Source organism: Streptomyces sp. NPDC052020 (genome assembly GCF_040680575.1).
Classification (GTDB): Bacteria; Actinomycetota; Actinomycetes; order Streptomycetales; family Streptomycetaceae; genus Streptomyces.
The window spans coordinates 58,056-80,259 of the sequence record NZ_JBFAWY010000010.1; the positions used below are offsets into that span (position 1 = coordinate 58,056).

At 68.1% G+C, this 22,204-nt stretch carries 17 protein-coding genes and 2 pseudogenes; 8 read left to right on the top strand and 11 right to left on the bottom strand.

The window, feature by feature from the left end:
• Window positions 1–178: 178 nt before the first annotated feature.
• Window positions 179–1,900: a methionine--tRNA ligase gene (gene metG, locus AB0L74_RS12915; RefSeq protein WP_365649656.1), complete on the top strand. Its 1,722-nt coding sequence runs from the start codon at window positions 179–181 to the stop codon at window positions 1,898–1,900.
• A 32-nt stretch (window positions 1,901–1,932) separates the two neighbouring features.
• Here metG and AB0L74_RS12920 read toward each other — a convergent pair whose 3' ends face one another.
• From AB0L74_RS12920 to AB0L74_RS12945, 6 genes are read right to left on the bottom strand one after another with little or no spacing between them, the layout of a single operon-like run.
• Entirely contained in the window at window positions 1,933–2,571 is a 639-nt protein-coding gene (locus AB0L74_RS12920) for a histidine phosphatase family protein (RefSeq protein ID WP_365649660.1), read from the bottom strand.
• Window positions 2,572–2,594: 23 nt separating this feature from the next.
• On the bottom strand, window positions 2,595–3,149 hold the full coding sequence (locus tag AB0L74_RS12925; protein WP_365649662.1) for an FkbM family methyltransferase: 555 nt from the start codon (window positions 3,147–3,149) through the stop codon (window positions 2,595–2,597).
• The gene (locus AB0L74_RS12930) at window positions 3,101–4,693 is read right to left on the bottom strand and encodes a hypothetical protein (protein ID WP_365649665.1); all 1,593 of its coding nucleotides are present in this window, start codon (window positions 4,691–4,693) and stop codon (window positions 3,101–3,103) included. The genes AB0L74_RS12925 and AB0L74_RS12930 overlap by 49 nt, the downstream gene beginning before the upstream one ends.
• A 7-nt stretch (window positions 4,694–4,700) precedes the next feature.
• Complete coding sequence (locus AB0L74_RS12935; RefSeq protein ID WP_365650066.1) at window positions 4,701–5,849, bottom strand: glycosyltransferase family protein; 1,149 nt, start codon at window positions 5,847–5,849, stop codon at window positions 4,701–4,703.
• Between the two features lie 8 nt (window positions 5,850–5,857).
• Window positions 5,858–7,174: a N,N-dimethylformamidase beta subunit family domain-containing protein gene (locus AB0L74_RS12940; RefSeq protein ID WP_365649668.1), complete on the bottom strand. Its 1,317-nt coding sequence runs from the start codon at window positions 7,172–7,174 to the stop codon at window positions 5,858–5,860.
• The gene (locus AB0L74_RS12945) at window positions 7,171–7,845 is read right to left on the bottom strand and encodes a class I SAM-dependent methyltransferase (protein ID WP_365649671.1); all 675 of its coding nucleotides are present in this window, start codon (window positions 7,843–7,845) and stop codon (window positions 7,171–7,173) included. The genes AB0L74_RS12940 and AB0L74_RS12945 overlap by 4 nt, the downstream gene beginning before the upstream one ends.
• Window positions 7,846–8,113: 268 nt before the next feature.
• Here AB0L74_RS12945 and AB0L74_RS12950 point away from each other — a divergent pair, with 268 nt between their 5' ends.
• Together AB0L74_RS12950 and AB0L74_RS12955 are read left to right on the top strand one after the other, a co-directional pair.
• The gene (locus AB0L74_RS12950; RefSeq protein ID WP_365649674.1) at window positions 8,114–11,635 is read left to right on the top strand and encodes an NB-ARC domain-containing protein; all 3,522 of its coding nucleotides are present in this window, start codon (window positions 8,114–8,116) and stop codon (window positions 11,633–11,635) included.
• 25 nt (window positions 11,636–11,660) lie between these two features.
• A complete protein-coding gene (locus AB0L74_RS12955; protein ID WP_365649677.1) occupies window positions 11,661–12,887 on the top strand; it encodes a damage-control phosphatase ARMT1 family protein in 1,227 nt (408 codons plus the stop codon).
• Between the two features lie 472 nt (window positions 12,888–13,359).
• Here AB0L74_RS12955 and AB0L74_RS12960 read toward each other — a convergent pair whose 3' ends face one another.
• Together AB0L74_RS12960 and AB0L74_RS12965 are read right to left on the bottom strand one after the other, a co-directional pair.
• Window positions 13,360–13,956, bottom strand: coding sequence for an amino acid transporter (locus tag AB0L74_RS12960; protein WP_365649679.1), 597 nt, complete (start codon window positions 13,954–13,956; stop codon window positions 13,360–13,362).
• A gap of 394 nt (window positions 13,957–14,350) precedes the next feature.
• The gene (locus tag AB0L74_RS12965) at window positions 14,351–15,055 is read right to left on the bottom strand and encodes a nucleotidyltransferase domain-containing protein (protein WP_365649682.1); all 705 of its coding nucleotides are present in this window, start codon (window positions 15,053–15,055) and stop codon (window positions 14,351–14,353) included.
• 191 nt (window positions 15,056–15,246) lie between these two features.
• Here AB0L74_RS12965 and AB0L74_RS12970 point away from each other — a divergent pair.
• From AB0L74_RS12970 to AB0L74_RS12980, 3 genes and pseudogenes are all read left to right on the top strand, one after another.
• Window positions 15,247–15,588, top strand: a pseudogene (locus AB0L74_RS12970) (DUF317 domain-containing protein); the annotation flags it as partial.
• Window positions 15,589–15,778: 190 nt separating this feature from the next.
• Complete coding sequence (locus AB0L74_RS12975) at window positions 15,779–16,588, top strand: DUF317 domain-containing protein (RefSeq protein WP_365650069.1); 810 nt, start codon at window positions 15,779–15,781, stop codon at window positions 16,586–16,588.
• 165 nt (window positions 16,589–16,753) lie between these two features.
• Complete coding sequence (locus AB0L74_RS12980; protein ID WP_365649685.1) at window positions 16,754–17,209, top strand: hypothetical protein; 456 nt, start codon at window positions 16,754–16,756, stop codon at window positions 17,207–17,209.
• A 383-nt stretch (window positions 17,210–17,592) separates the two neighbouring features.
• Here the strand turns inward: AB0L74_RS12980 and AB0L74_RS12985 are convergent, their stop codons facing one another.
• Together AB0L74_RS12985 and AB0L74_RS12990 are read right to left on the bottom strand one after the other, a co-directional pair.
• Window positions 17,593–17,955 (bottom strand): hypothetical protein, encoded by a 363-nt coding sequence (locus AB0L74_RS12985; RefSeq protein ID WP_365649688.1) that lies wholly within the window; start codon window positions 17,953–17,955, stop codon window positions 17,593–17,595.
• Window positions 17,952–18,841, bottom strand: a pseudogene (locus tag AB0L74_RS12990) (hypothetical protein). The gene AB0L74_RS12985 and the pseudogene AB0L74_RS12990 overlap by 4 nt, the downstream one beginning before the upstream one ends.
• A 247-nt stretch (window positions 18,842–19,088) precedes the next feature.
• Here AB0L74_RS12990 and AB0L74_RS12995 point away from each other — a divergent pair.
• Together AB0L74_RS12995 and AB0L74_RS13000 are read left to right on the top strand one after the other, a co-directional pair.
• The gene (locus tag AB0L74_RS12995) at window positions 19,089–19,373 is read left to right on the top strand and encodes a helix-turn-helix transcriptional regulator (RefSeq protein WP_365649691.1); all 285 of its coding nucleotides are present in this window, start codon (window positions 19,089–19,091) and stop codon (window positions 19,371–19,373) included.
• A 499-nt stretch (window positions 19,374–19,872) separates the two neighbouring features.
• A complete protein-coding gene (locus tag AB0L74_RS13000) occupies window positions 19,873–21,375 on the top strand; it encodes a LacI family DNA-binding transcriptional regulator (RefSeq protein WP_365649694.1) in 1,503 nt (500 codons plus the stop codon).
• Window positions 21,376–21,387: 12 nt separating this feature from the next.
• Here AB0L74_RS13000 and AB0L74_RS13005 read toward each other — a convergent pair whose 3' ends face one another.
• On the bottom strand, window positions 21,388–22,203 hold the full coding sequence (locus tag AB0L74_RS13005; RefSeq protein ID WP_365649697.1) for a hypothetical protein: 816 nt from the start codon (window positions 22,201–22,203) through the stop codon (window positions 21,388–21,390).
• Window position 22,204 lies beyond the last annotated feature (1 nt).

Here is a 22,204-nt window from a genome sequence, read left to right on the forward strand (position 1 = left end):
AACCTTTGGGATGGGGGAAGCACCGGTTCGATACGATGGCGGTGGCTTGTAGACCCGTTCCGTCACCGTGCGCGACAACAGCGTGCGATCGGAGTGATCGCATCGGCTGCAGCCTCCCGACTTGGGCCCGCCGTGGCACTGTCACCGGCGCCGTACGTACGAAATGGAGCATCCGAGGATGGCTCGACACCTGGTCACCAGCGCGCTTCCCTACATCAACGGGATCAAGCACCTGGGCAACATGGTCGGGTCGATGCTTCCGGCGGATGTGTACTCCCGGTACCTCCGCCAGCGCGGTCACGACGTCCTCTACATCTGCGCCACCGACGAGCACGGCACGCCGGCCGAGCTGGCCGCCAAGGAGGCCGGGCTCTCCGTCGCCGAGTTCTGCGCGCAGGCCCACGACGCCCAGAAGGCCGTGTACGACGGCTTCGAGCTGGCCTTCGACTACTTCGGCCGGAGCTCCTCGCAGCAGACCCGCGAGATCACTCAGCATTTCGCGCGCAAGCTGAACGAGAACGGCTTCATCGAGGAGCGGGCAGTCCGGCAGGTGTACTCGCCGGTCGACGGCCGCTTCCTGCCGGACCGGTACGTCGAGGGCACCTGCCCGCACTGCGGCTACGACAAGGCCCGCGGTGACCAGTGCGAACACTGCACTCGTGTGCTCGATCCGACCGACCTTCTCCACCCGCGCTCGGCGATCAGTGGCTCCACGGAGCTGGAGGTCCGCGAGACCAAGCACCTGTTCCTGCTGCAGTCCAAGCTTCAGACCGAAGTCGAGGCGTGGATCGACGCGGTCAGTGAGCAGTGGCCTCACCTGTCCACGTCGATCGCCCGCAAGTGGCTGACCGAGGGTCTGCACGATCGTGCGATCACGCGTGACCTTGACTGGGGCGTGCCGGTCCCGGCCGACACGTGGCCGGAGCTCGCGGCTGAGGGCAAGGTGTTCTACGTCTGGTTCGACGCTCCGATCGCGTACATCGGCGCGACGAAGGAATGGGCGGACGCTGCCCGGGACGGCGAGACCCGCGACTGGAAGTCGTGGTGGTACGAGGCCGACGACGTCCGGTACACCGAGTTCATGGCGAAGGACAACGTCCCCTTCCACACAGTGATGTTCCCAGCCACTGAGCTGGGCGTCCGAGAGCCGTGGAAGATGGTCGACTTCGTCAAGGGCTTCAACTGGCTGACGTACTACGGCGGCAAGTTCTCCACCTCTCAGAAGCGCGGCGTCTTCACCGACGCGGCCCTGGAGATCCTCCCCGCCGATTACTGGCGTTACTTCCTGATCGCCAACGCCCCCGAGTCGGACGACTCGTCGTTCACCTGGGAGCACTTCACCACCACGGTCAACAAGGACCTGGCCGACACCCTCGGCAACTTCGTCAACCGCGTGCTGTCCTTCTCCCGGAAGCGGTTCGGCGACGAGGTCCCGGCCGGCCGCGCCGCAGGCGAGGCGGAGGCGAAGCTCGGCGAGGAGATCGCGCGTCTGCTGGCCGAGTACGAGGAGCACATGGAGGCGCTCCAGTTTCGTAAGGCCGCCGCAGCTCTGCGCGCCCTGTGGTCCGCGGGCAACTCCTACTTGGAGGAGAAGGCTCCCTGGCTGGAGATCAAGACCGATGCCGACGGTGCCGCGCTGACCCTGCGTACCGCGATGAACCTGATCCACCTGTACGCGGTCGTCTCGGAGCCGTTCATCCCGGCCACGGCCGCCGCCATGCGCGGGGCTTTCGCCCTGGAGAACGACACCGCGACCTGGGTGACCGCAGAGCAGGCCAAGGCCCTGGACGCCGTCACGGCCGGCACCGCGTTCACCGTGCCGCCGGTGCTCTTCGCGAAGATCACGGAAGAGGACTTGGAGTCCTACCGTGAGCGCTTCGGCGGTGCCCCGGACGCCTGACCGTGTCTCCCGAGCCCGTACCGTCCGTGCTCTCATCGGGCGGTACGGGGAACGAGATGGCCGGGCAGGCTCGCGGGCGGCACGTTCATCAGCCGGATGTGGGGCCCCGTGTCGTCTGCCTCGACCCACGTGAGACTGGCTGAACCAGGGACGTGCTGGAGGTAGCGCTCGAAGCCGTTCCCCGTCAGCCACAGCAGCAGGCAAGCGATGCCCCCACCGTGCCCGACGAGGACGGTCGTCCGATGTGGCCCGGTGTGGACCTGGTTCCACAGGTCCACATAGCGGGCCTGCACGTCCTCCGATGACTCGCCGCCCGGCGTGCGGAGCTGGTGGATGGGCACGCCATGGCGTGCTGCCTCAGAGGCGGCGAGCTCCCTGGGCCGACCACCGAGGTGGCCGCTGTTCTTGGCGGCGAGGCGTTCGTCTACGTGTACGTCGGTCGGCCTGAGTACTGCGGTCAGCAGCGCCGCCGATTCGCGACAACGGGACATCGGGCTGACGAGCATCTGGTCCACGGTGATCCCGGCTGCGGCGAGGCCGGCACCGACCGCGCGGATGTCGTTCCTGCCGCGCTCGCTGAGCCTGCCGCCGACAGCCTGGCCCTGGTGGATGCCCCGCAGGTTCTCCTCGGTCTCGCCGTGCTTGATCAGGTAGATGTGCTTGGTGCGCATGGCGTGGCGTCCTCTTTCTCGGATCAGTCCCAGTCGCGGACGTCGACACAAGCGGAGACCGCGGCAGCGACCTGGTCGTGTTCGGCACGGCTCATGGCGGGGAAACGGTCGTGGTGCCACTCGATGTAGAGGACCGAGATCAGGTTGATCGTCCCGTCCTCCAGCAGCTTGGTGAGCACGGGGTACTCGGCACCTTCGATGTCCATCTTCACGACGACGTGATCGTCGGGACTGACGGTCCGCCGGAGCCAGGCGCTGAAGTCGATGGCGGGCACCGGGACCGGCGAGCTGTAGTCGATTTGCTGGTCGTACATCGGCGGCACGCGCTTGCCCGGCATCACGGTGGAGCTTTCGTGGTGGCCGAGGAAGAGGTCGATCAGGCCGTCATGGGTCCACACCGCGCTCTGGGAAATCACGACACTGGCGGTGTCGTTGGCCTGTTCGATGTGCTGGCGAATGGAGGGGATCAGCTCCGGGTTCGGCTCGAAGGCGTAGAACTCGTGATCCGGAAGCTCGTGCATGAAGCGGTTCAGCACGACTCCGAGGTTGGTGCCGCAGTCGATGAAGATTTTGCGCATGAGGGGCTCCCGTCGTTGGGTTTCGGGGGTTCGAGGTCGATATCGTGTAGGACGTCGTGGGCGAGCAGGACGAAGTCGCCGGCCGCGGGGCGGTAGCATCGCTCCTCGTACCGGATCGTGATGCGGCGGACGGCTTCGTCGCCGCGGTAGGGAGGAAGGTCGCCCCACCGGTAGAGCTGGCCGCCGGGCGCTTTGAGCCAGCGCAGTGTCCTGGGCAACGGACCTTTCGGCACGCCGCTGTTGAGTCGGCTGAACATCGTGGTCAGGAAGTCGACATGCTCGCTCGCCAGCTGCTCGTCCTTCTGCACACGGCCGTAGGTCTCCTTAAGGTTCCGCAACCGGTCCGGATCCCCGTCCGCGTGGACGATTAGGTCGCGAAGCCGCCGGTCCCAGACGATGCCGAGGTGGTCGTGGAGGACCGGTTCGCTCGTCAGGAAGTAGCCCAGAACGCGACCGAACTCCCGCTCGTACGGGCACATGAAGCCGTTGTAGAGGCCCTGCTGTTCGCCGGACGCGGTCTCCACCTGCCAGTGGATACGGGCTGTAAAAGGAGAGTCCCACCACCCCAGGTGCCAGGGCTGCCACAGCAGGTCGGCGGCGCTGAGCACGAGCACCGCAAGTGCCAGCAGCGCGGCTGGCCAGCCGAAGGCCGTGTCGTACTCCGCAGCGGGGAGAAACCCGACGGTGATCGCGAGAGCGATGTTGGTGCCGATGTTCTCCCAGAAGAGGATGCCGGAGGCGAGAGCGACGGCGAGGCTGAAGAGGGCCGTTCCCGCGAGGACCGCGACCAGAAGGCGTCGGTCGAGGAAGGCGACCAGCCCCACCGCCTCGATCGCCATCGCGAGAATATTGATGGGGCGGTCAAAGCCGCGTGCACGGCGCAGTACGCGGGACACGGTGTCGGGACGCAGGAAGCGTGCCCAGCCCCAGGAGTATGCCGAAGCGATCAGGTAGTGGGTGCGGTTGTGCCAGGCCCATGACCAGGGTCGTGGCCCGAGACGGGCCTTGCTCCAGGCCGGCTTCACGTAATGAGAGAGCGAGACGCAGCCGAGCACGAGCAGGAGGGCTGGCGATGAGCCCGAAGTCTCGCAGAGCGTCGCCACGACGAACCAGGCGAGGTATGCCTTGAGCAGTCGCAACGGCATCATCGCGTGGTGCTTCCAGCCTCGGAGCTTGCCGCAGTACACCCCCATCCAAGCCAGGAGAGCCGGAGGCCAGAAGCACGAAACGGCACCCAGCACCAGAAGCAGCTGCTTGTCCAGGCGCTGCGGTCCGATCGGCTCCGTTACGTCGTAGTCGCTCGTCACCCCCTGCCAGGTGAGCACCGTGATCATGAACAGGGCGAACCACCGGATCGGTCCGGGATCGGGCGACGGCAGGAGGATGAGCAGTGCGGCGGGTGCGATGCTCGTGACGAGCATCAACGGGGTAGGGCGGCGCGCGATGGCCCCTGCAGTCGGCGAGATCATGAAGCGGTAGCAGGCCACCACAGCGGTGACGGTCACGGTGGTGTGCAGGTACGCGGCGATCGGTGGCGTTCCCATGGCGCGCCTACCGTGTAGTTGGGGCGAAGATCGGAGAACTGGCTGTGGGCAGGCTCTCCAGGTAGGCCGCGATCCGCTCCCGGGGGTCGACCGCGAGGTGCTCGTCCCGGTGGCGTACGACGTTGGCGCGGAGCTCTCGATTTCGGTTGAGGAAGTCGAGCACCGCTCCGCCGTCGATGCGGGGCACCGATGTGCCCAGTTCCGCCTCGTGGACGACCTTGGCGCACCAGTGTTGGTCGTACGTGGGCAGGGGGATCAGATGGACCGGTTTGCCGAGGACAAAGGCTTCGCTGATGAGATTGAAGCCGGCGTTGGAGAAGACAGCCTCGGACCGCGCCATGTCCCTGATGAACGCCTCGCGGTCGAAGGTACGGATTTCGATCTTGCCGTCGGCGTACTGGCGCAGTTTGCCGATCTCCGTCGGCTGCACGTAGATCCGTAGGGCGCGGTCCGGGACGTACTGGCGGAAGACGGCGGTCAGCGTTCGGACGGACTCTTCCGGTCCGTGGTCGAAGTAGCGCGAAAAGTATGCCGTGGCAAGGGGTTCGGTGGTGACCGGCGCGGAACGTACCGAGTCGGGGATGACTGGGGCGATGAACTCCAGCCGCCGGCCGTCCGCCTTCAGGGGGACGTACGAGCAGATGAACGACCGGTCGACGCGCGGCGCGAAGTAACGGAGGCGCTGTTCGTCAGCGGTCCTGGCGTATCGGCCGACGGTCGGAAGGTCGAGATGCCGGTACTTGCTCTGCTGGTCGACGGAGATCAGCGGTCTGCCGAAGTGATACGCGAGGCGAGGAGTGTTGGGCTCGTAGTCGGTGATGAACACGTCGGGGACGCCGGTCTCCCGCACGATCCGGCGCAGGCGCATGTGCTTGGCGAAGCCTGCCGGGGCCTGCCCGATGTTGGCGCGTATCGCGTCGCTCGCGTGTATGCGGTCGGCGCGGGCGAGGAGAGTCGGCATCCAGCCGTCCCAGGCGGGGAAGCCGAGGTCTCGGAAGTACTCCACGCGGGCGCTACCGTTGGTGACGATGCGCACCTCGTGCCCGCGGTCGCGGAGGTACTGGGCGATCACGCTCTGTCTGACCGAGTGACCCATGCCGATGCCGTTGACGCCAATGATCACATTGAGCGGCCGTACGTTTCCAGACACGATGATCCCTTCGGTCAGGAGAGACGGGTGAAGACGTTGCGGGTGATGGCTGCGACCTGCGGGTCGGTGGGCAGAAGCCGGGCCCAGTCGGTCGTGGCAGCGGTGAAGACCGTGCCGTTCGCCGTGTAGAGGCCGAGGGTCGCTGCCCGAGGACTGTCCATCGCCTCCCGAGCCGCGAAGTTCCAGTCGCCGGGCAGCGGCGCGATGCCGAGGATCTCGAAGTTCTTCGGAGTCCCGTCTCGGCCTGTCGGGCGCGGTCGGCCGAACGCGTCGAGCTCGTACGCCGCCCCGTCGCATTCGTAGCCGACCAGTGCCCCGTCGCGGCCTACGACGTCGCCCGTCTGCAGGCCCGTGCCGGAGAAGAGCCAGTGTTCCGCATCCGTGACGGTGAATCCGAGGGGAGTGCGCGGGCCGTCCCAGTGGCCCCCACCGTTTCGGTAGCTCACGCCGAGAAGGGAGTTCTCGGGCTCCGATTCCCACCAGTGATCGGGGCAGCCGTACGAGCTGTCCGGGTCCGTCTCGGCCGAGGCTCCGGTCGGGAACTTGTCGCAGCGCAGCCCGGCTCCGTCCGGGGCCACGTGTACTCGCCACCAGCAGGTGTTGGCACCGAAGTTGGCGATGTTTCCTCCGCTGTCCCGGAACGCGGTGACGTTTTGGCGGATCTCGGTGCTCCAGTACTCGTCGTGACCGGCGGCGACCAGCAGGCGGTATCCGTCATGAAGGTGCTGGCCTTCGTGAAGGTCCAGGTCGGTGCAGTAGTCGCTCTCGATCCGGTTCTCCTCCATCCACGTGATGAAGGGCGCGTCCCAGTGAGCGAAGGCCTGGCGCGGGGAAGCGGTGTCGTATGGGTCGGGCAGGCCCTTGACGGGGCCGCCGACGCCGCCTCCGGGTCGGAGCGTGGTGACCTCGGCGGCGCTGTAGAGGCTGCCTCCCCCTGCCGTGTTGTAGGCGTGGTAGGTGAAGGTCGGGATCTTGAAGAGGACCGCGCGGCCAGACGGCGCGGAGGGTGTGACCACGAAGAGAATCCGCGCCTCACGGGAGTCCATCGGCGGTGTGCCCGATGCCGGCTCCGGGCTCAGCGTCGCGATGTAGACCCCGGACCTCCACTCGGGAGGTACGGGGAACTCGTAGGCGGGCCACCGCCAGTCGGCGTCGAACGTGCCGTGCTCGGTGGTGCCGCCGGGCCACTCGACGTGGCCCGCGTGACAGGGCGTCGCGCCCCAGCGGTAGAAGTCGACGTGGAAGCGCGGGGCCGAAGCGGAGATGTGCAGCCGGAGCACTTCGCCGGCGCGGACGCTGGGTCGGGCCGGGTAGCCGCTCATGCTCGTCATTCGCTCGTCCAGGGGCGAGCGACACCAGCGATGTGGTACCGGTCGATCGACTCGACCTGGGCTTCCCATTCCAGGTCGCGCAGCTGCAAGGTGAGGGCGGCGGCGTCACGCAGCACCTTCACGGCCAGGTGGTGGGATCCGTCGGCGAGCCTGCGGCGCACCGTGGGCACCTGGGCCTCGGCAACGCCCTCCTCGATCTCCGCCTTGGCAGGCGCGTCGTCCAGGAACACCACGCGGCCGCCCGGCGTCAGCGTCCACCTCAGGAGGTCCCAGAAGGCTTCCATCTCCACAGGCGGCACGTGGCTCAGCCAGAAGGCGAAGAAGATGGTGTCGTACTGGCGATCCGGTTCCCAGCTGAAGACGTCCGCCTCGATGAAGCGAGTCGCGGTCCCGTGCATGCGCTCTCGGGCCGCGGACAGCATCTCCGGCGCGGCGTCCAGGGCGGTCAGGCTGCGTACGCGGTCGGAGATCAGCCGGGTCCACTGGCCAGTACCGCACGCCAGCTCCAGGACGTCGCCGCGGATCGGCAGGCCGTCGAGGACGTGCGCGAGCTGAGGCATGGGCATGCGGTCGCTGTAGGAGTCGTCGTATTCGCCGGCTCGCGCTCGGTAGTAGGCGATCTGCCTCTCGGACCACCCGCCCTCACCGCCATGCTGCTTCGTTCCGATCACCTGAAACCACCCTTCGTCGTCCACGCGGAGCGGCAGCGCTCCGTGGTGAGCAGACTGCCGAGCGGTGCGGGACAGCGGGCTGCCGTCGCGCCGCACTCGCGTGGCAACGTCGTCGCTCGCGTGGGCGGTCGCGGGACTGCCGGCTTCGCCGGGCGGGACCACCCGGGTGCCGAATCGGTGCTGAACTCCTGTCGAAGCGAAGGCCCTACGCCCCTGGTCAGACCGCCCTACGCTGTTACCGTCGTTGGTGTCGGTCGAAGGAGCTTCGGTGGCCACAGTGCAGCGCTGGACCGGAAGGGAGGCGCGCGCTCTGCGGCTCGCGACGCGTCGGAGTGTGCGTCGCTTCGCCGCCTACCTCGGCGTCAGCGACCGGACGGTGTCCAACTGGGAGGCCCGAGGTGAGGAGATCGTTCTCACCCCGGATTCCCAGGCGTTATTGGATACGGCGCTGGAGCGGAGCGACGCGGAGGTGCGGCAGCGCTTCTGGGACTCTGTTGGTGCTCCGATGTCCTCTGCCGCGCCCGCACCGGACCATTACCTCCCGATACCCGTCCCGGAGCCCGGCTTGGTGCACAGGTCAGATGATTTCGAGGGGCTCGTCGCCGTCCTACGGGAGGCGTCGGCGGACAACAGCGCCTCCACGGTCGCCCTGTGCGGTCCCGGCGGGTTCGGGAAGACGACGCTCGCGACGCAGGTATGCCACGACCCTCGTGTACGGAACTCCTTCTCTGATTTCCTGTGGGTGGAGACAGGCGAGGGGTGCACAGCGGCGAGGGTTGTCGAGCTGATCTCCGACCTGTGCGTTCATCTGGACGGCAGCCGCCCTTCTTTCGCGGATCCGGAGCAGGCTGGCTTCCACCTGGCTCGTCTGCTCCAGGGACGGCGTGCCCTCCTCGTCATCGACAACGTCTGGTCCGCGGCCGACCTAAGCCCTTTCCTGTTGGGCGGGGAGGACTGCGTACGGCTCGTCACCACCAGGAACGTGCGCGTGTGCCCAAGCGCCGCCAGGGTCGTACGGCTGGGTCCCATGGCGCCGGGCGAGATCCGAGAGCTGCTCGTCCGCAACGTTGGGAACCTGGGCGAGGCCGAAGCCGCGCGCCTTGCCGGCGCGTGCGGAGGATGGCCCTTGCTGGCGTCGATCGTCGGGGCGAACGTCGCACAGGAGGTCGTCTCTGGTGCCCCGGCCGGTCGTGTGGTGGCTGAGACGAGCGCGACGATCCGTGCGTACGGCCCCCAGGCATTCGACGTCTGGGACTCGGACCAGCGGAAGAACGCGATCGGGCAGGCCCTCGCGTCCAGTCTCCGCAGCCTTGAGGCGAGCGTTTCGATCGCGGGCCACTCGGACCTGCGGGACCGGTACCTCTCGCTCGCGGTCTTCCCGCCGTCGCTGCCGATCCCCGTTTCGGTGCTCACTCACTGGTGGCGAACAGCGCACGGATGGGCGCCTCACGTGGTGAGGCAGTTTTGCCGACTGCTGTCCGACCGGTCCCTGACCAGCGCCTATCTCGCCGACCGGGACGCCATCGTGCTGCACGATGTGTTCCGGTCCTACCTGCGGCACTTGATCGGCGATCGTTGGGCGGCCCTTCACCGGTCCCTTATCGAGTCATACCGGCACGGCACCGAGGGCGCGTGGGAGGTGCTGGACGAGACCGAGGGCTACCTGTGGCGCCATCTTCCCTACCACCTGCGTGAAGCCGAGCTCGACACCGAGCTCGTCAGCCTCCTGGCGTCCCCGTCGTACGTGGTACGCAAGGTCGCGCTCGTCGGACACCAGCACCTGACCGCGGACGCCGCCGTCCTCGACGCTCTGCCAGGGCGGCGCGAGGCCGGCCACCCCCAGCGTGAGGAGTGGCTGACCGCCCGTGCCCTGACCGGCGCCGGATACCTGCTGAGCGGACTGGAAAGCCCGGCTGATATCGCCTCGACGCTTTCCATCGTGCTGCGGCGCTCACCTCTGTCCCAGGCCACGCGAACCCTCGATCGCGTCACTGGTGCGGAGGCGGTGCTCGCCCCGAAGTGGCTACTGCCTCCCGAGGACGACACCACGGGAGCGGCCCCCGGCCACATCGGTGCGATTGTCAGCGTCTGCGCCGCTCGCGACATGGTCGCGTCGGGTGGCGAGGACGGAGTGGTCAGGCTGTGGAACGTCGACACCGGTCGGCTACTCCGAGCCCATCAGGCGCACATCGGGTGGGTGTTCGCCACCGCGCTCTCCTCGGACGGGCTGGTCCTCGCTTCGGCGGGAGACGATGGGGCGATCCGACTATGGCGTACCGACACCGGAGACCCCATCGGGGTGCTGCCCGGGCACAATCGCCGCATCCGCAGCCTCGCCTTCTCCCCATCCGGCCCGTTCCTGCTCTCCGGGGCCGAGGACGGAGCTGTGCATGTGTGGGACGTGGACAGGCTCGTGCTCGTGCGGTCGATGCGTACGGTCGGCACTCCCGTCTGGTCCGTGGCGATCGGAGGAGACGCCCACTCGCTTGTGGCCGTGGCCGGCGAGGACGAGTTCGTCCGCCTCTTCGACTTGCGTACAGGTCGTCTCCTGGACGAACGCGCCGCTCACCGCGACTGGGTACGTTCCGTGGCCTTCGCCCCCGGCTCCTCTCTGTTGGCCTCCGGGTCAGGTGACCGCTCCATCGCCGTGTGGGACGCGGCGGATGGCCAGCTCGCTCTCGTTCGCCGAATCGCCGATCTCAAGGCGCGCGTGCGTGCCGTTGCTCTGTCTTCGCACGATGCCATCGTCGCCGCCACCGAAGAGCCAAGGATCCAGGCGTTCTCGGCGGAAGGCCCAGCGGGCGAGACTCAGCCCCCACCGGGTGTCGACTGGGTGCGTTCACTCGCCAGAACAGGCGATGGCTCCGTGATAGCGGGGTGTGAGGACGGTGCTGTTCGCGTCTGGACGGTGGGCAGGAGCAGGCTCAGGACGCTGGCCAGCGGCTCGAACACTGTGTGGTCCACGCAGTTCGCCGCCGACGGCCGTACCGCTGTGGTCGGCGACGGTGCCGGCGGCATCGGCGTCATCGACACCTCGGCCGGGACGGTCAGCAGGAGGCTCCCGGCGGCCCATGGGCGGGTTTGGTCCCTGGCAGGCAGCGGTGAGCACGTCGCGGCCGCCTGCGGCGACGGAGCGGTCAGGGTCTGGTCGCTACTCGACAAGGCGTGGTCCCTCACCCTGAACCAGGACACCCCACGTACGTGGGCCGTGGCGATGGCTCGCTCGACATCCCGACTTGCCGCAAGTACGGGCGACGGACACATCCGGGTTTGGGATTTCTCCGCCGGGGCGCTGCTGTGGAGCCAGGATGTTCACGCTGGCCGATTGCGCTCGCTCGCCTTCGACGGCAGCGGTGATCTCCTCGCTGCCTGTGGCGGCGACGGCTCCGTACGCGTGTGGCACGCCCTCACCGGCGAGTTCAAGGGCCGGTTCTCCAGCCCCAGCGGGTGGGCCCGCGCCGTCACGATCGACGGACCGGGGCATCGCGTCGCGGTCGGGGCGGGAACCGGTGATATCGCGGTACGGCACTTGGGTACGGACAGGTTCACCTCCCACCTCTCCGGGCACACCGGCCGCATCCTCATGCTGGGCTTCCTCAACGACGAGGACCGCCTGGTGTCTGCCGCAGCGGACGGGACGGTGCGCCTGTGGGCGCTCGGAGAGCAGCGCCAGATCGCCAAGGTCAGGGTGGACGCCTCTTTGCACTGCGCGGCCTTCGAACCTCGTACGGGCGAGGTGCTGGTTGGCAGTGCGGCGGGGGTCGTGTCCCTGGAGATCAAGGACTCATGAGCAACAAGCGAAGGGCTTGGACACCATGACAGAAAAGACTCCCAGCACCGCGGACGAAGGGGCCGACAGCAGCTCGGGTCAGACCGCCGACCGCGAGGCGCCAGTCATCCTGAGTAACGAGCCCGGCTCGTTCGCCTGGGGCGTCCTGGCCAAACGCCACCCGGCCCTGATTCAGCAGGTGCGAGACGCCTTCCCGTACGGGCGCCGACAGCACGAGGTCCTCGATGCCCTGCTGGACGAGATCACCAACGGTGTTGTCGAACCGCTCGCTCCTGCGGAGCACGATCGCGAGCAGTGGACGGACTGGGGGCGGGAGCACTTCGGGCGATCCTGGTTCGACGCCCCGTTCCTGTGGGCGGAGAGCTACTTCTACCGCAAGCTCCTCGCCGCCATCGAGTACTTCGGTACCAGCCCGTGGCAGGGAGTCGATCCCTTCGCTCCGTTCAAGCAGGCCGAACTGCGCGGCGAGGCGGTGGAGGAGGAGCTGCGTGCCCTGGACGCGCTCGCGGACGTACCTGCCGACGAGCGGGCCACGGCGTTGCTCCACGCCTCGCTCTGGGGCAACCGCGCGGACCTCGGCTTCCGTGTCTCGGCGGGGGAGCCAGCGACCGGCGAAGCTACCCCCGCTCTCGTCGCCGACGAGAGCGGCGTGCTGTGGCAGCTCCTGCCCGCCGGAGCGCCCGCGACCGTCGCCGTGGTGGCGGACAACGCCGGCCGCGAGCTGATCCCGGACCTGATCCTCATCGACCACCTCCTTGAACGCCGGCACGCTGAGCGGGTCGCGCTCCACGTCAAGCCGTACCCGTACTACGTCTCCGACGCGATGACGGCGGACGTCGTCGACTGCCTCCGCCGCCTCACCGAGGCACCCGGCGAAGCAGGCAAGATCGGCGGGCGACTGTGGAAGGCCATGGCGTCAGGATGCCTGGAGGTCCGCACCCACCCCTTCTTCTGCGCTCCGTTGCCGTACGAGGAGATGCCCGAGGACCTTCGAAGCGAGTTCGAAGCCGCCACGCTCACCATCCTGAAGGGCGACCTCAACTACCGGCGCTTGGTGGGCGACCGGCTCTGGGACGCCACGGCGCCGTTCGCCGACCTCACCGCGTACTTCCCAGGAGCCGTCGCAGCCCTCCGCACCCTGAAGTCCGACGTCATCGTCGGCCTGGACCACGGAACGCTGGACGCCCTCGAACAGGCCGGTGCGGCGTGGCGTACCAGCGGCACTCACGCTCTCATCCAGGTTCGTCTATAGTCCTGGCCCCTGAAGCGACTGCTCGCTGACGTGTTCCACGCACCGAGCGCGGCCAGGTCTTACCTACGGCGACCTGGGGCCGTGGTGTGCGTGGACGGACCTTTCTTCCAGCTTCGACACCTGGTCCTGCCTGCCATGCTTCTCGAGATCGATGGACCTGACGAGGCATCGGCCCGCCACGCTGCCGCCCTGCTCGGCCTTGACCACACAGAAGCCCGTTTTTGGAGTGTCCACGAGGTCTCTGGAAGAGCGAGTTGGGCCGCGACTCCCTCGCCAAGCCCACTTCGCGCCACCGGTGGGATCTTCCCGCACATCCGCGTCTCCGTCGCCCTGAAGGCCCAGTCGGCCGACGGCAGGACGAGCCACCCCCTCAGCGCCAAGGTCCAGTTCCTTAGCGAACTGGTGCTCGTGTAGGTCGCGTCGCCGCTCAGGATGACCCGGCCCCGGAACCCCGACCTCTACGTACCGCTGCTCACGTTCGGCTGACCGGCAGCAGTCGGCGGAGCCAGTGATGGGTGGGCGCGATCACCTTGATCGCATCTGTCAGCCAGGCGCGGGCCGGAGCGTCGAGCAGCGGCAGTACCGCTTCGAAGTCAGTCTCGTCCTTGTCCCGGGTCGCCTTCGCCTTGTAGAAGAGCTGCACCTCGGGCGCGAGGTACGAGATACCCGTCTCGCTGGTTCGCCCGAGTCGGTCGATCGGGAGCCGGATCTCTGGCGTGCGCCGCGAGACCCACTGGGTGCCCTCGGCCTCGTCCAGCATGAGCTGCACGGACCAGGGGACCTCCGGCGTGCGGCGGCACCAGATGTCGTGGAGCGGCGGCCGTAGGAGCTCTCCAGGACGCCACGGTCGCAGCTCCCGCTGGCCGGGTGGGTCGGCCACGTACAGGTCCCAGTCGGCCAGGAGGTCCCGTACGCGGGCCTGGTCGCGCCGGAGGACGAGGACGTCGAGATCGCCGTGTGCGCGCAACTCGCGGCCGACCGCGAGTTCGATCGCGTAGCCACCGGCGATCCACCATGGGAAGTCCGCCTTGGCGAAGACCGCGGCCACATCCTCCGGACGATCCGGCACCCAGCGTCCCAACACGTCAGCACTCACCCGCCCATACTCCCAGTGACCAGGCGGGCGGAGGCGAAGGACGCCGTCGGGTTGGCGATCTCGCTGAAGCGCCTGTCGCCCCTCGAATCCTGTGATCACGAACGCCCATGAGCATCAGGGCCACCGGCAGCCACCCTTGAGCGAGTGACTCGCGACCAGCCTCGTGGCCGGGGCTTGAGCCACGACCACCCAGGGGCCGGACACGCTCGATGCCATGGTGCTTTATGCGGTTTCTACGCCTTTCGGTGGCGTACGCACAGCCGCAGCCGCTCCGGATCCCTGCGAGGAGGCCACCGACCCGCAGGAGGTCCGCCGCCCGATGATCAGTGCGCCGTTCGCCACCCTCGTATCTCGGTCCCCGCGAGGTTCACGAAGTCCCACCACGCTTGTAGCCGACCCACAACCGACCACCGGCCTGTCCGATCACCTCGTCGACAGCGGCAACGAGGGGCTCTACCCGCCCCTCCAATACCTCCCGCAGGCCACGGTGCAGTCGCAAGCTGAGCCCCGGTGAGGTCGTCTCCAGACGGCGTGCGAGCCACTTTCCACCCCCGCCCCACGAGCCGCCGATGGCTAGTGCCAACTCGCCCGTCCGTCGAACCAGTTCGGTGGCAATGAACAGTCGCTCGCTTCGGTCGCTGCTTCCTGCGAGGTCGTCGAGGAGGTCGGTGATCGCGTAGCGGCGATCATCGATCTCCTCGGCCGACACCATGGGTGGCCCTGCGGCGGTCAGCTTTCGGGCCTCCGCTGCGATGCGCGCTCCGACTCCGTCAGTGTCGAAGAGCAGCTCACCGTCGGCGCACATCCAAAGCAGCGGCGACCGGCGCTTGCGTACTTCCCGCTCAACGTACGCGTACCACGTCGCTTCGGTGTGCACGAACATCTCCACCGGCCAGTCGCCACTCCGGAGGCTTGCTCGGTACGGGGCCGGGGCTCCGCGGAGCAGGACCACGATGTCGAGGTCCGACATTGCCGTGCGCAGTCCCGTCACGACGCTGCCTCCCAGGAAGGCAGCCAGAGCGTCAGGGTGGTGCTCATCTACAACGGCACGTGCGGCCTCGATCGCATCCATGCGGCAACTATCGGCATTCTGCCGACCACGCGCACGCCGTTTCTCCGGGCGTACGGCAGCGCTCTCTCACGCCTCGTCGCAGTTCGCCCGGGGCAGACAGCAAATATCGATGAATGACTGGCCAACGCTGCAATGGCATGTCAACGTGGATGACCTTCTGGTAAACCACCAGGTCAAAGAGGTGATCGCCTGTGATTCCGGAGCCCCCGAGTCCGGGATTCTCCACCACCATCGAGGCCCTGCGGTTGCGTGAGTGGCAGCTTGGGCCGGGCCAGCCCACGCTCGTAATGGATCAGTTCTGCGCCGACGACTTCAACCTGGTCGTCGACGACCGCGCGGACGTACACGTCAACTCGAAGGACGGCTCCTTCTATCTCGGATGGTTCCCGTCCGGCCGTCCTGGCACCGACAGTGAGGGATGGAAGATCGCCGTTACCGGTACGGCCAAGGTGCGCGGGTACCAGATGTCCTTCAACACCGAGACGCCTGCCGATATCGTCGCCGCCGCAGTCGCTCGCGTGCTGGAGACCTCCAGCAGGTGTGACAGCAGAGGCTCGAGTCGGAGCCCCTCGGGCGGACCGGCGTCCGCCTCGCCGGGCCGTGATCTGGACACGACGCTCGGTCATCTGCCCCCCCGAGGCCGTCACACAACCGGCCCGCCACTCCTGACCAGCGCCACACGTCGCCGGCGGCGCTGATTACCCCGACGCCTTTGGAGGCACCCTGCATCCCGACTTCCCGTTCGGCCCACTCACCCTGGCCAGCAACCCGTCCGCGTACTGGGTCGGTCCCCGTCATCTGGCTGGTGACGACGGACGTTTCTACGACGCCGTCGCCGACACTCTCGCTGGCCTGGGCTGGACGAGCCTGACGATCGTCCGTGGTCGCCAGGAGCCGGACGAGGCTCCGGAGGACCGCCAGGTCCTGCGCAGCATCGTCCTGCACATCAGCCCCGACTCCCTGCGGTGGGCGCAGTGGGTCTTGCCGGACGAGCCGTTCCATCTGGGGAATCTGCCCATCGCCTGGCAGGTCTCCGCCCGTACGGACCCGAGCAGTCCGCTCGCCCAGTGGTCGGCCTACTTCACCCCCGAGGTCCCCGCAGAGGTCCTCGCCGACTTCCTCGTCGCGCTTGACGCCCGCGATCAGCCCGCCCTTTCGCTCGGTGGCCCCGAGCTGGTCCTCGACGCCGTTACGGCGCACGGGTGGCTGCGTGACGTCGACCAGCCCGGCACGGGAGCCATCGATCCGACCTTCGCCTCCCACATCCGCCTCGGCGAGGTGCCGCCCCTCATCCAGGACGCCGACCCTCGGGAGATGGTGGTTGAGGCGGACGAGGCGGTCCTGGCTGGATGGCAGGCGTGGGCTGAGCCGGTGTTCGGCGCGGGATACCTGTGGGCGGCTTCCTTCGGCCCCAGTGTGCCGCACGACCTCGTCGCCGCCTTCGCCTACTCCCTCAGCTCCAGCGCCCCCGTCCTGCGGCGGGTGCTGCCGGAAAGCACACGCGACCGGCTCCTGCGCGCTCCAGCCAGCTAGGGGTCCTGTCCGATGGGTCGGTGACGAGCTGAAGACCGGCCTCCGCCCGACTGACGGGACCGCCGGCGACGACGCCCAGCACGTTTCTGCCGAACGGGGGAACACATACCGGGTGCCGCCCTCAAGCGCATGGCCCCAGGCCAGCCAATCATGACAATCGCGGTCATGACATCGATGACGGAGACCTTCCACGAGGCCCTGCGAGAGGCGCTGGCCGGTCGGGACACGGTCAGCATCCGCAGCACCCTGATCGAGATGCTGCAACGAGACCCCTCCAAGACGGAGGTCTCAGCAGCCAACAAGGCGGCCCGAAGGATCGCCGAGGACGGTGACGCGGTCCTCATCTCCCTACTTCCAGACCAGGCCGGCGCCGACGCCTACGTGCCTACGGGCCGCGGGGCTAGGAGTCGAGCCTCGAACTACCTGACCGTGGACGAGAAGATCATCAAAGATTTGCCTTGCCGCGTCGAGCTCGCCACAGAGAAGTGGGACGCAATCATCGACGAAGGCATGCGGCTCACTCAGCAGAAGATCGAAAGCGACCCAGTGCTCTCGGCGTTCCTGCCTGGCTGGCAGGCCGAACCGCGCGCCGAGAAGAGGGCCCGCCTCGCGGCCAGCTGACCGCGTGACGCATGCGATGGAGCTTCGAAAAACCACCGGTACTCCATCGCCATACCGCCTCGTTGCGCCCGCACAGATCCGCGACCCACCGGACGCGCCTAATAAGGGCCATTCAACGCATCGAAGCCGGGCCTCCCGACGGGAAGCCCGGCTTCGATGCGTGTCCTGTCCTGGCGAAGCCCGTGCGCCACGGCTCGCGGCTGGCGGCTACCGGGACGCCGTACGCCTCGGTGTCAGATGGTGGCATCCATCACAGGAGCCGGTCGCATCCTCACGCTGGCCGCTGGCGACCGGCCCTCGTCAGAAGGCGTACGGGGCGAACGGACGAACCGGGTCTGCTACGAGGCGGAGCAGTCGGTCGAACTCGGTCCGGTCGTCCTCGTTCATAAGCTGAGCGGCGTTGCCGAGGTTCTTCTCGGTGAGCTGCTCCATGAATGGGGCGAGGAAGCGCTGCAGAGCCCGATCAGCAGGGAGGAACCCTCCGAGATTCCCGGTGCGCCTGCCGGTCCGGGGCGGCCGGCGCGGGCGATCTCGTCCACCCAGCCTGTGACTTGGGGGTGGTCAGTCAGAGCGCCCCGGTAGCGGGCGGGGATGCGGGCGTCGGCGAGCTCCAGCGCGGTGACGGGCTCCGACAGCGGCTCGTGCGCGGTGGCGTCGGGGCCGATTCCCCGCTGGGTCAGGATGGCGCCGAGGCGGTCGGCTATCCGGCCGACCTGGTGCGGGTCCCGGGTGAGGGTGGCGGTCACAGGTCACCTCCGTAGGCGGCGGCGACGTCGGCGGGGTTGGTCCACGGCCGGTGGGCGGCGGGTGCGGGCGCGGAGGCGTTCATGCCCTCGTGGACGAGGCTGGGCAGGGTGCTCGGGTGCAGGCCCTTGGCCCGGTGCCGTGCGAGACCCGCCCGTACGTGGACCGGGTCGATGCCCTCGTCGAGGAGCTTGCGTACCTGCCCGCCGAGATGGCTGAGGACGTCTCGGGGCGGTCGGTGGGTGCACGCGGCGGCGTACTCGCCGATGAGGTCCTTCGCCGAAACGGTCTGCGGCGGGGAGGCGCTCGCGCCCCCAACGGGGTAGTTCCTAGATCCCTGTTCCTAGGTCCTAGATCCGGATCGTGAGGGCTCACCGCGGGCTCCGTGAGTCCTCCCCGCACTTGCGGTGAGGGCTCACTGAATTGCGCCTGACCTGCGGATTCGCCATTCACGGCAGCCTCCGTGCTTTCTCCCTGCCCCTTCACGGAGGGCTCCGTGACTGTTCCGTGCACCTGCGTTGAGGGCTCACGCGTGACGCCGAGGTCGTGGTGGGGGCAGGCGGGGTTCCGGACGCCGCTGGGGCGGTTGATTTTCTGGTGCTTGGCGAAGGAGACGATGTGCAGGTACCGCTTGCCGTCGTCGCCCTCGTAACGGCAGATCAAGCCGGCGGCGTCGAGCTGGGTGAGATCGTCCTCGACCTCCACCGGGCCGTGCTCGCGGCGCAGCGACCACAGCTGGCCGGCGATGACGGCCGCCTGGTCACGGAACCGGCCCTGATCGTCGGCGAGGGTGAGCAGCCCGAAGAAGGTCCGCTCGGCGGACAGGGACACGGCCGCGAGGGACTCGGACGCGAACTCCTCGGGCTTGATCGTGCGGATACGGGCGATGCCGATCGACAACGGGGGGCAGGGAAGCCGGCGGGGCCGGGGTGCGTGGACAACACAGCCACACCCAGGGTCCAGAAGTCCAGTGTTAGTTCAAATCCCCGACACAACTTCTATCTGGCCGCATGACGGTAGACCCGAAATCCCGGTTGGCCAAATCAACCCGAAAATTCACCAGTGGTCGGCGCATCGCTCACAGCAGACAGGAATAGCGTTCCCAAGCGGCCCCCACGCAAGCTACAACACACCAATGCCGCCACGCCCCCTTGAAATCGGACCCGCCGGACAAGCCACCGCCCACGCCATCGAGCGCACCCGCACCGCGCGCGGTTACTCCCAGCGCCAGCTCGCAGCACGCGTCACCGCGCTCGGCCGGCCCATGACCTTCACCGCGCTCTCCCGCATCGAACGCACAGTCCGCCGCTGCGACATCGACGACCTCGTCGCCATCGCCGCCGCCCTCGGAACCCCAGCGCACGACCTCCTCGCCCGCCCTCACGCACTTCCGGGGCCGGTCGGAGCGGGCGCAACATAGCCGACGATCGCCGGTTAGCCAAACCGGGGATTCTCCGCATCATTGTCCTGTCGCCGAAACCGGCTGCCTGTTGTGGGGTCTCCCTCGGGAGTCCCCGGAAAGGTAAATTCTTCTGTTGTCCGATCCCGTGATATCTCCGGCTCTCCCCCGCCTCCATACGGCCCGGGAAGTCGCCGAAGCCTTGGGGTGTTCCGTCTGGTGGGTAAAGGAACGCGCCCGGCGCCGGCTCATTCCCTTCACGTACGTGGGCGGAGCCTATCGCTTTACCGCGGAACACGTCGGGGAAATCGTGCGGCTGCACGAGGAAATTCCTTCACGCCCCCGGCAGTGCCCTGTGCCGCCCGTCTCCGTATCCGCCCCCGTGCCCATCGCCCGCGAGCCCGGTGCCGCCTCGTCCGGACCCGCGCTCACCGCACGGCCACCGCGTCGGCTGCTCAAGCCCCAGTTCCAGTACGACATCACCGCCTAGACATCTGCCGCGAAAGAAGGGAGGGAACACTTGGGGTACGCGGAGAAGCGAAGCACCTACTGGCGGGGCCGGTACAAGCTCGCCGACGGAAAGTACGGCACCGTCTCCGATCCGACAGGCGCCGTGGTCAAGTTCGCCACCAAGCGGGAGGCTAAGCAGGCAGCCGATGCCGAGGAGGTCGCCGTCCGGCGCGGCGAGTGGCGGGACCCCGCAGCCGGCCAGGAGACCTTCGGCGAGTACGCCAGCCGCTGGTACGCCGACCAGGATCTCGCCGCGTCCACCATGCAGAACTACCGGCGCCACATAGAGGAGCACCTTCTCCCCACCTTCGCGGACAAGTCCCTCTCCGGCATCCTCCGCTCGGACGTGGAGCGTTGGGAGAAGGCGGAGAAGGCTGTGTACGCGCCCTCCAGCGTGAAGACCTGGCGCTCCACCCTCCACCTCATCCTCGAGGACGCGATCGACGAGGGCCTGATCACGTCCAACCCGGCCGCCCGGCGGCGCGGGCGCGGCAAGCGCGCTGGCCGCTCCCGCGACCGCGGCCCCGAGAAGGTCATCACCGACCCGCTCGGGGCCCTGCTGATCGCTGAGCGAGCGGCCCTGCTCTCGGGGCGGGACGACGAGTTCGTGGCCGTGACCCTCAAGACGTACACCGGCATGCGGTGGGGCGAGATCGTCGGCCTGGAGACCGAGTACGCGCGCCCCGGCACCGTCCGCGTCGAGTGGCAGCTGTACGAGCTCGACTCCGGCGAGCTGGTGCGCGTGCCGCCGAAGGACGACAGCTACCGCACCATCGATGCCACGGACTGGCTCTCCGCCCTGGTCGCCGACCACATCGCCCGCACGAAACCGACCCCGTGCCCCTGCCACGGCAAGACCTACGTCTTCCGGGGCCAGGGCACCGCCCGCACGGGCAGCCACACCGGCGCGAAGCTCGTCGACGTCGCCCGTCGTGCGGGCGTGTCCACCGGCACGGTCTCCAACGTGCTCAACCACCCTGAGCGCGTACGAGAGGAGACGCGCGTCCGCGTGGAACTCGCCGCCGCCGAACTCGGCTTCGTACGCAACGCGGCCCCCTCCCAGGAGCCCGCCCACTGGCGCCGCAACGGCTTCGCCACCTGGCTCTTCCAGCCGGCCGCCACTGGCTGGTACCCGAAGAAGGCGCCCCAGGAGCCGCGTCCCGTCCCACTGCTCGGTGAGCCCTGGCCCGGCGTCCCGGCCCGTGGCCGTGGTGCGAGCCAGCGGTCCGACGCCTGCTGGCTGCCCGTCGCCAAGGGCCTCACCCCGCACGGCCTGCGCCACACCCACCGCACCCTCATGGAGGACCTCGGCACGGAGAAGGTCCTCATGGACGAGCGCATGGGCCACCTCGACGGCTCCGTCTCAGCCCGCTACGCGCACGTGACCCCGGGCATGCGTAAGCGCCTCATGCTCGGTCTCACCGAGCAGTGGGAGACGGCCCTGGCCGCCCGCCGCGCGATGTGCCCTCGCTCGCCGGTACGCGTGCTCGACCGCCTCCTCACATCCGCCTGACACCCGCACCGTCTATACGGAGAACAGGTCGTCCTGGACGAAGTCGACGACGTTCCGCTGGGGATAGAAGAGCCCCAACAGCATGAACGTGCGCGGATGTGCCGCGATGTTGCCGACGAAGCAGTGGATCGCCCGATCGGGAGTGATCATGCGGTCGAACCAGCGCTCGCGCAGTTTGTCCAGGACGGCCTGCTCGCCGTAGGTGCGCCGGAATTTCCGGTAGGACTCGCCGGCCTCCCAGTCCTTGAGACCCATGTCGTGCCCCGTGCAGGCGTCGTCCGCGCAGCGGAAGCGATAGCGGAACTCGAACGGCACCCACTCCAAGCGCCGCAAATCTTGATCGAACAGGTCCAGCTGGTCCGCGAGGGCGGCCTTCGCAGCGGGCCACGGCTCCGCCTCCGTCAGCCGGAAGTCGATGATCTCCGCCGGTCGGAAGATGCCGAGCGAGGTCCCCTTGGCCTCCTGGTCGCGCTTGATAGCGCAGAGCGATCGCGCGACGAGCGGCTCGACGTACGAGTACCGCTGCTTCCAGCCGTCGGAAGACGGAACCTGCTCGATGACCTCCAGCGTGTCGAGATCGGGCCGCAGGCTCTCGGGGCGCCTGTCCCTGTGGTGAGGGCGGACGTCGACCTCGACGATCGAGTACTTCTTGAACTGCGCGCCCTGCTCCAACAGCCGGAACGGGACCGGGAAGAGCCGCACATGCTGCGGGCGCCCCTGGTCCAACCGGATGCCGGCCACACAGCTCGTCTCACGGTACTTCGACGACAGTTCCGGATACGTCTTGACCGTGATCATGATCCTGGCACGCTGCCGGTCATCGGCCATG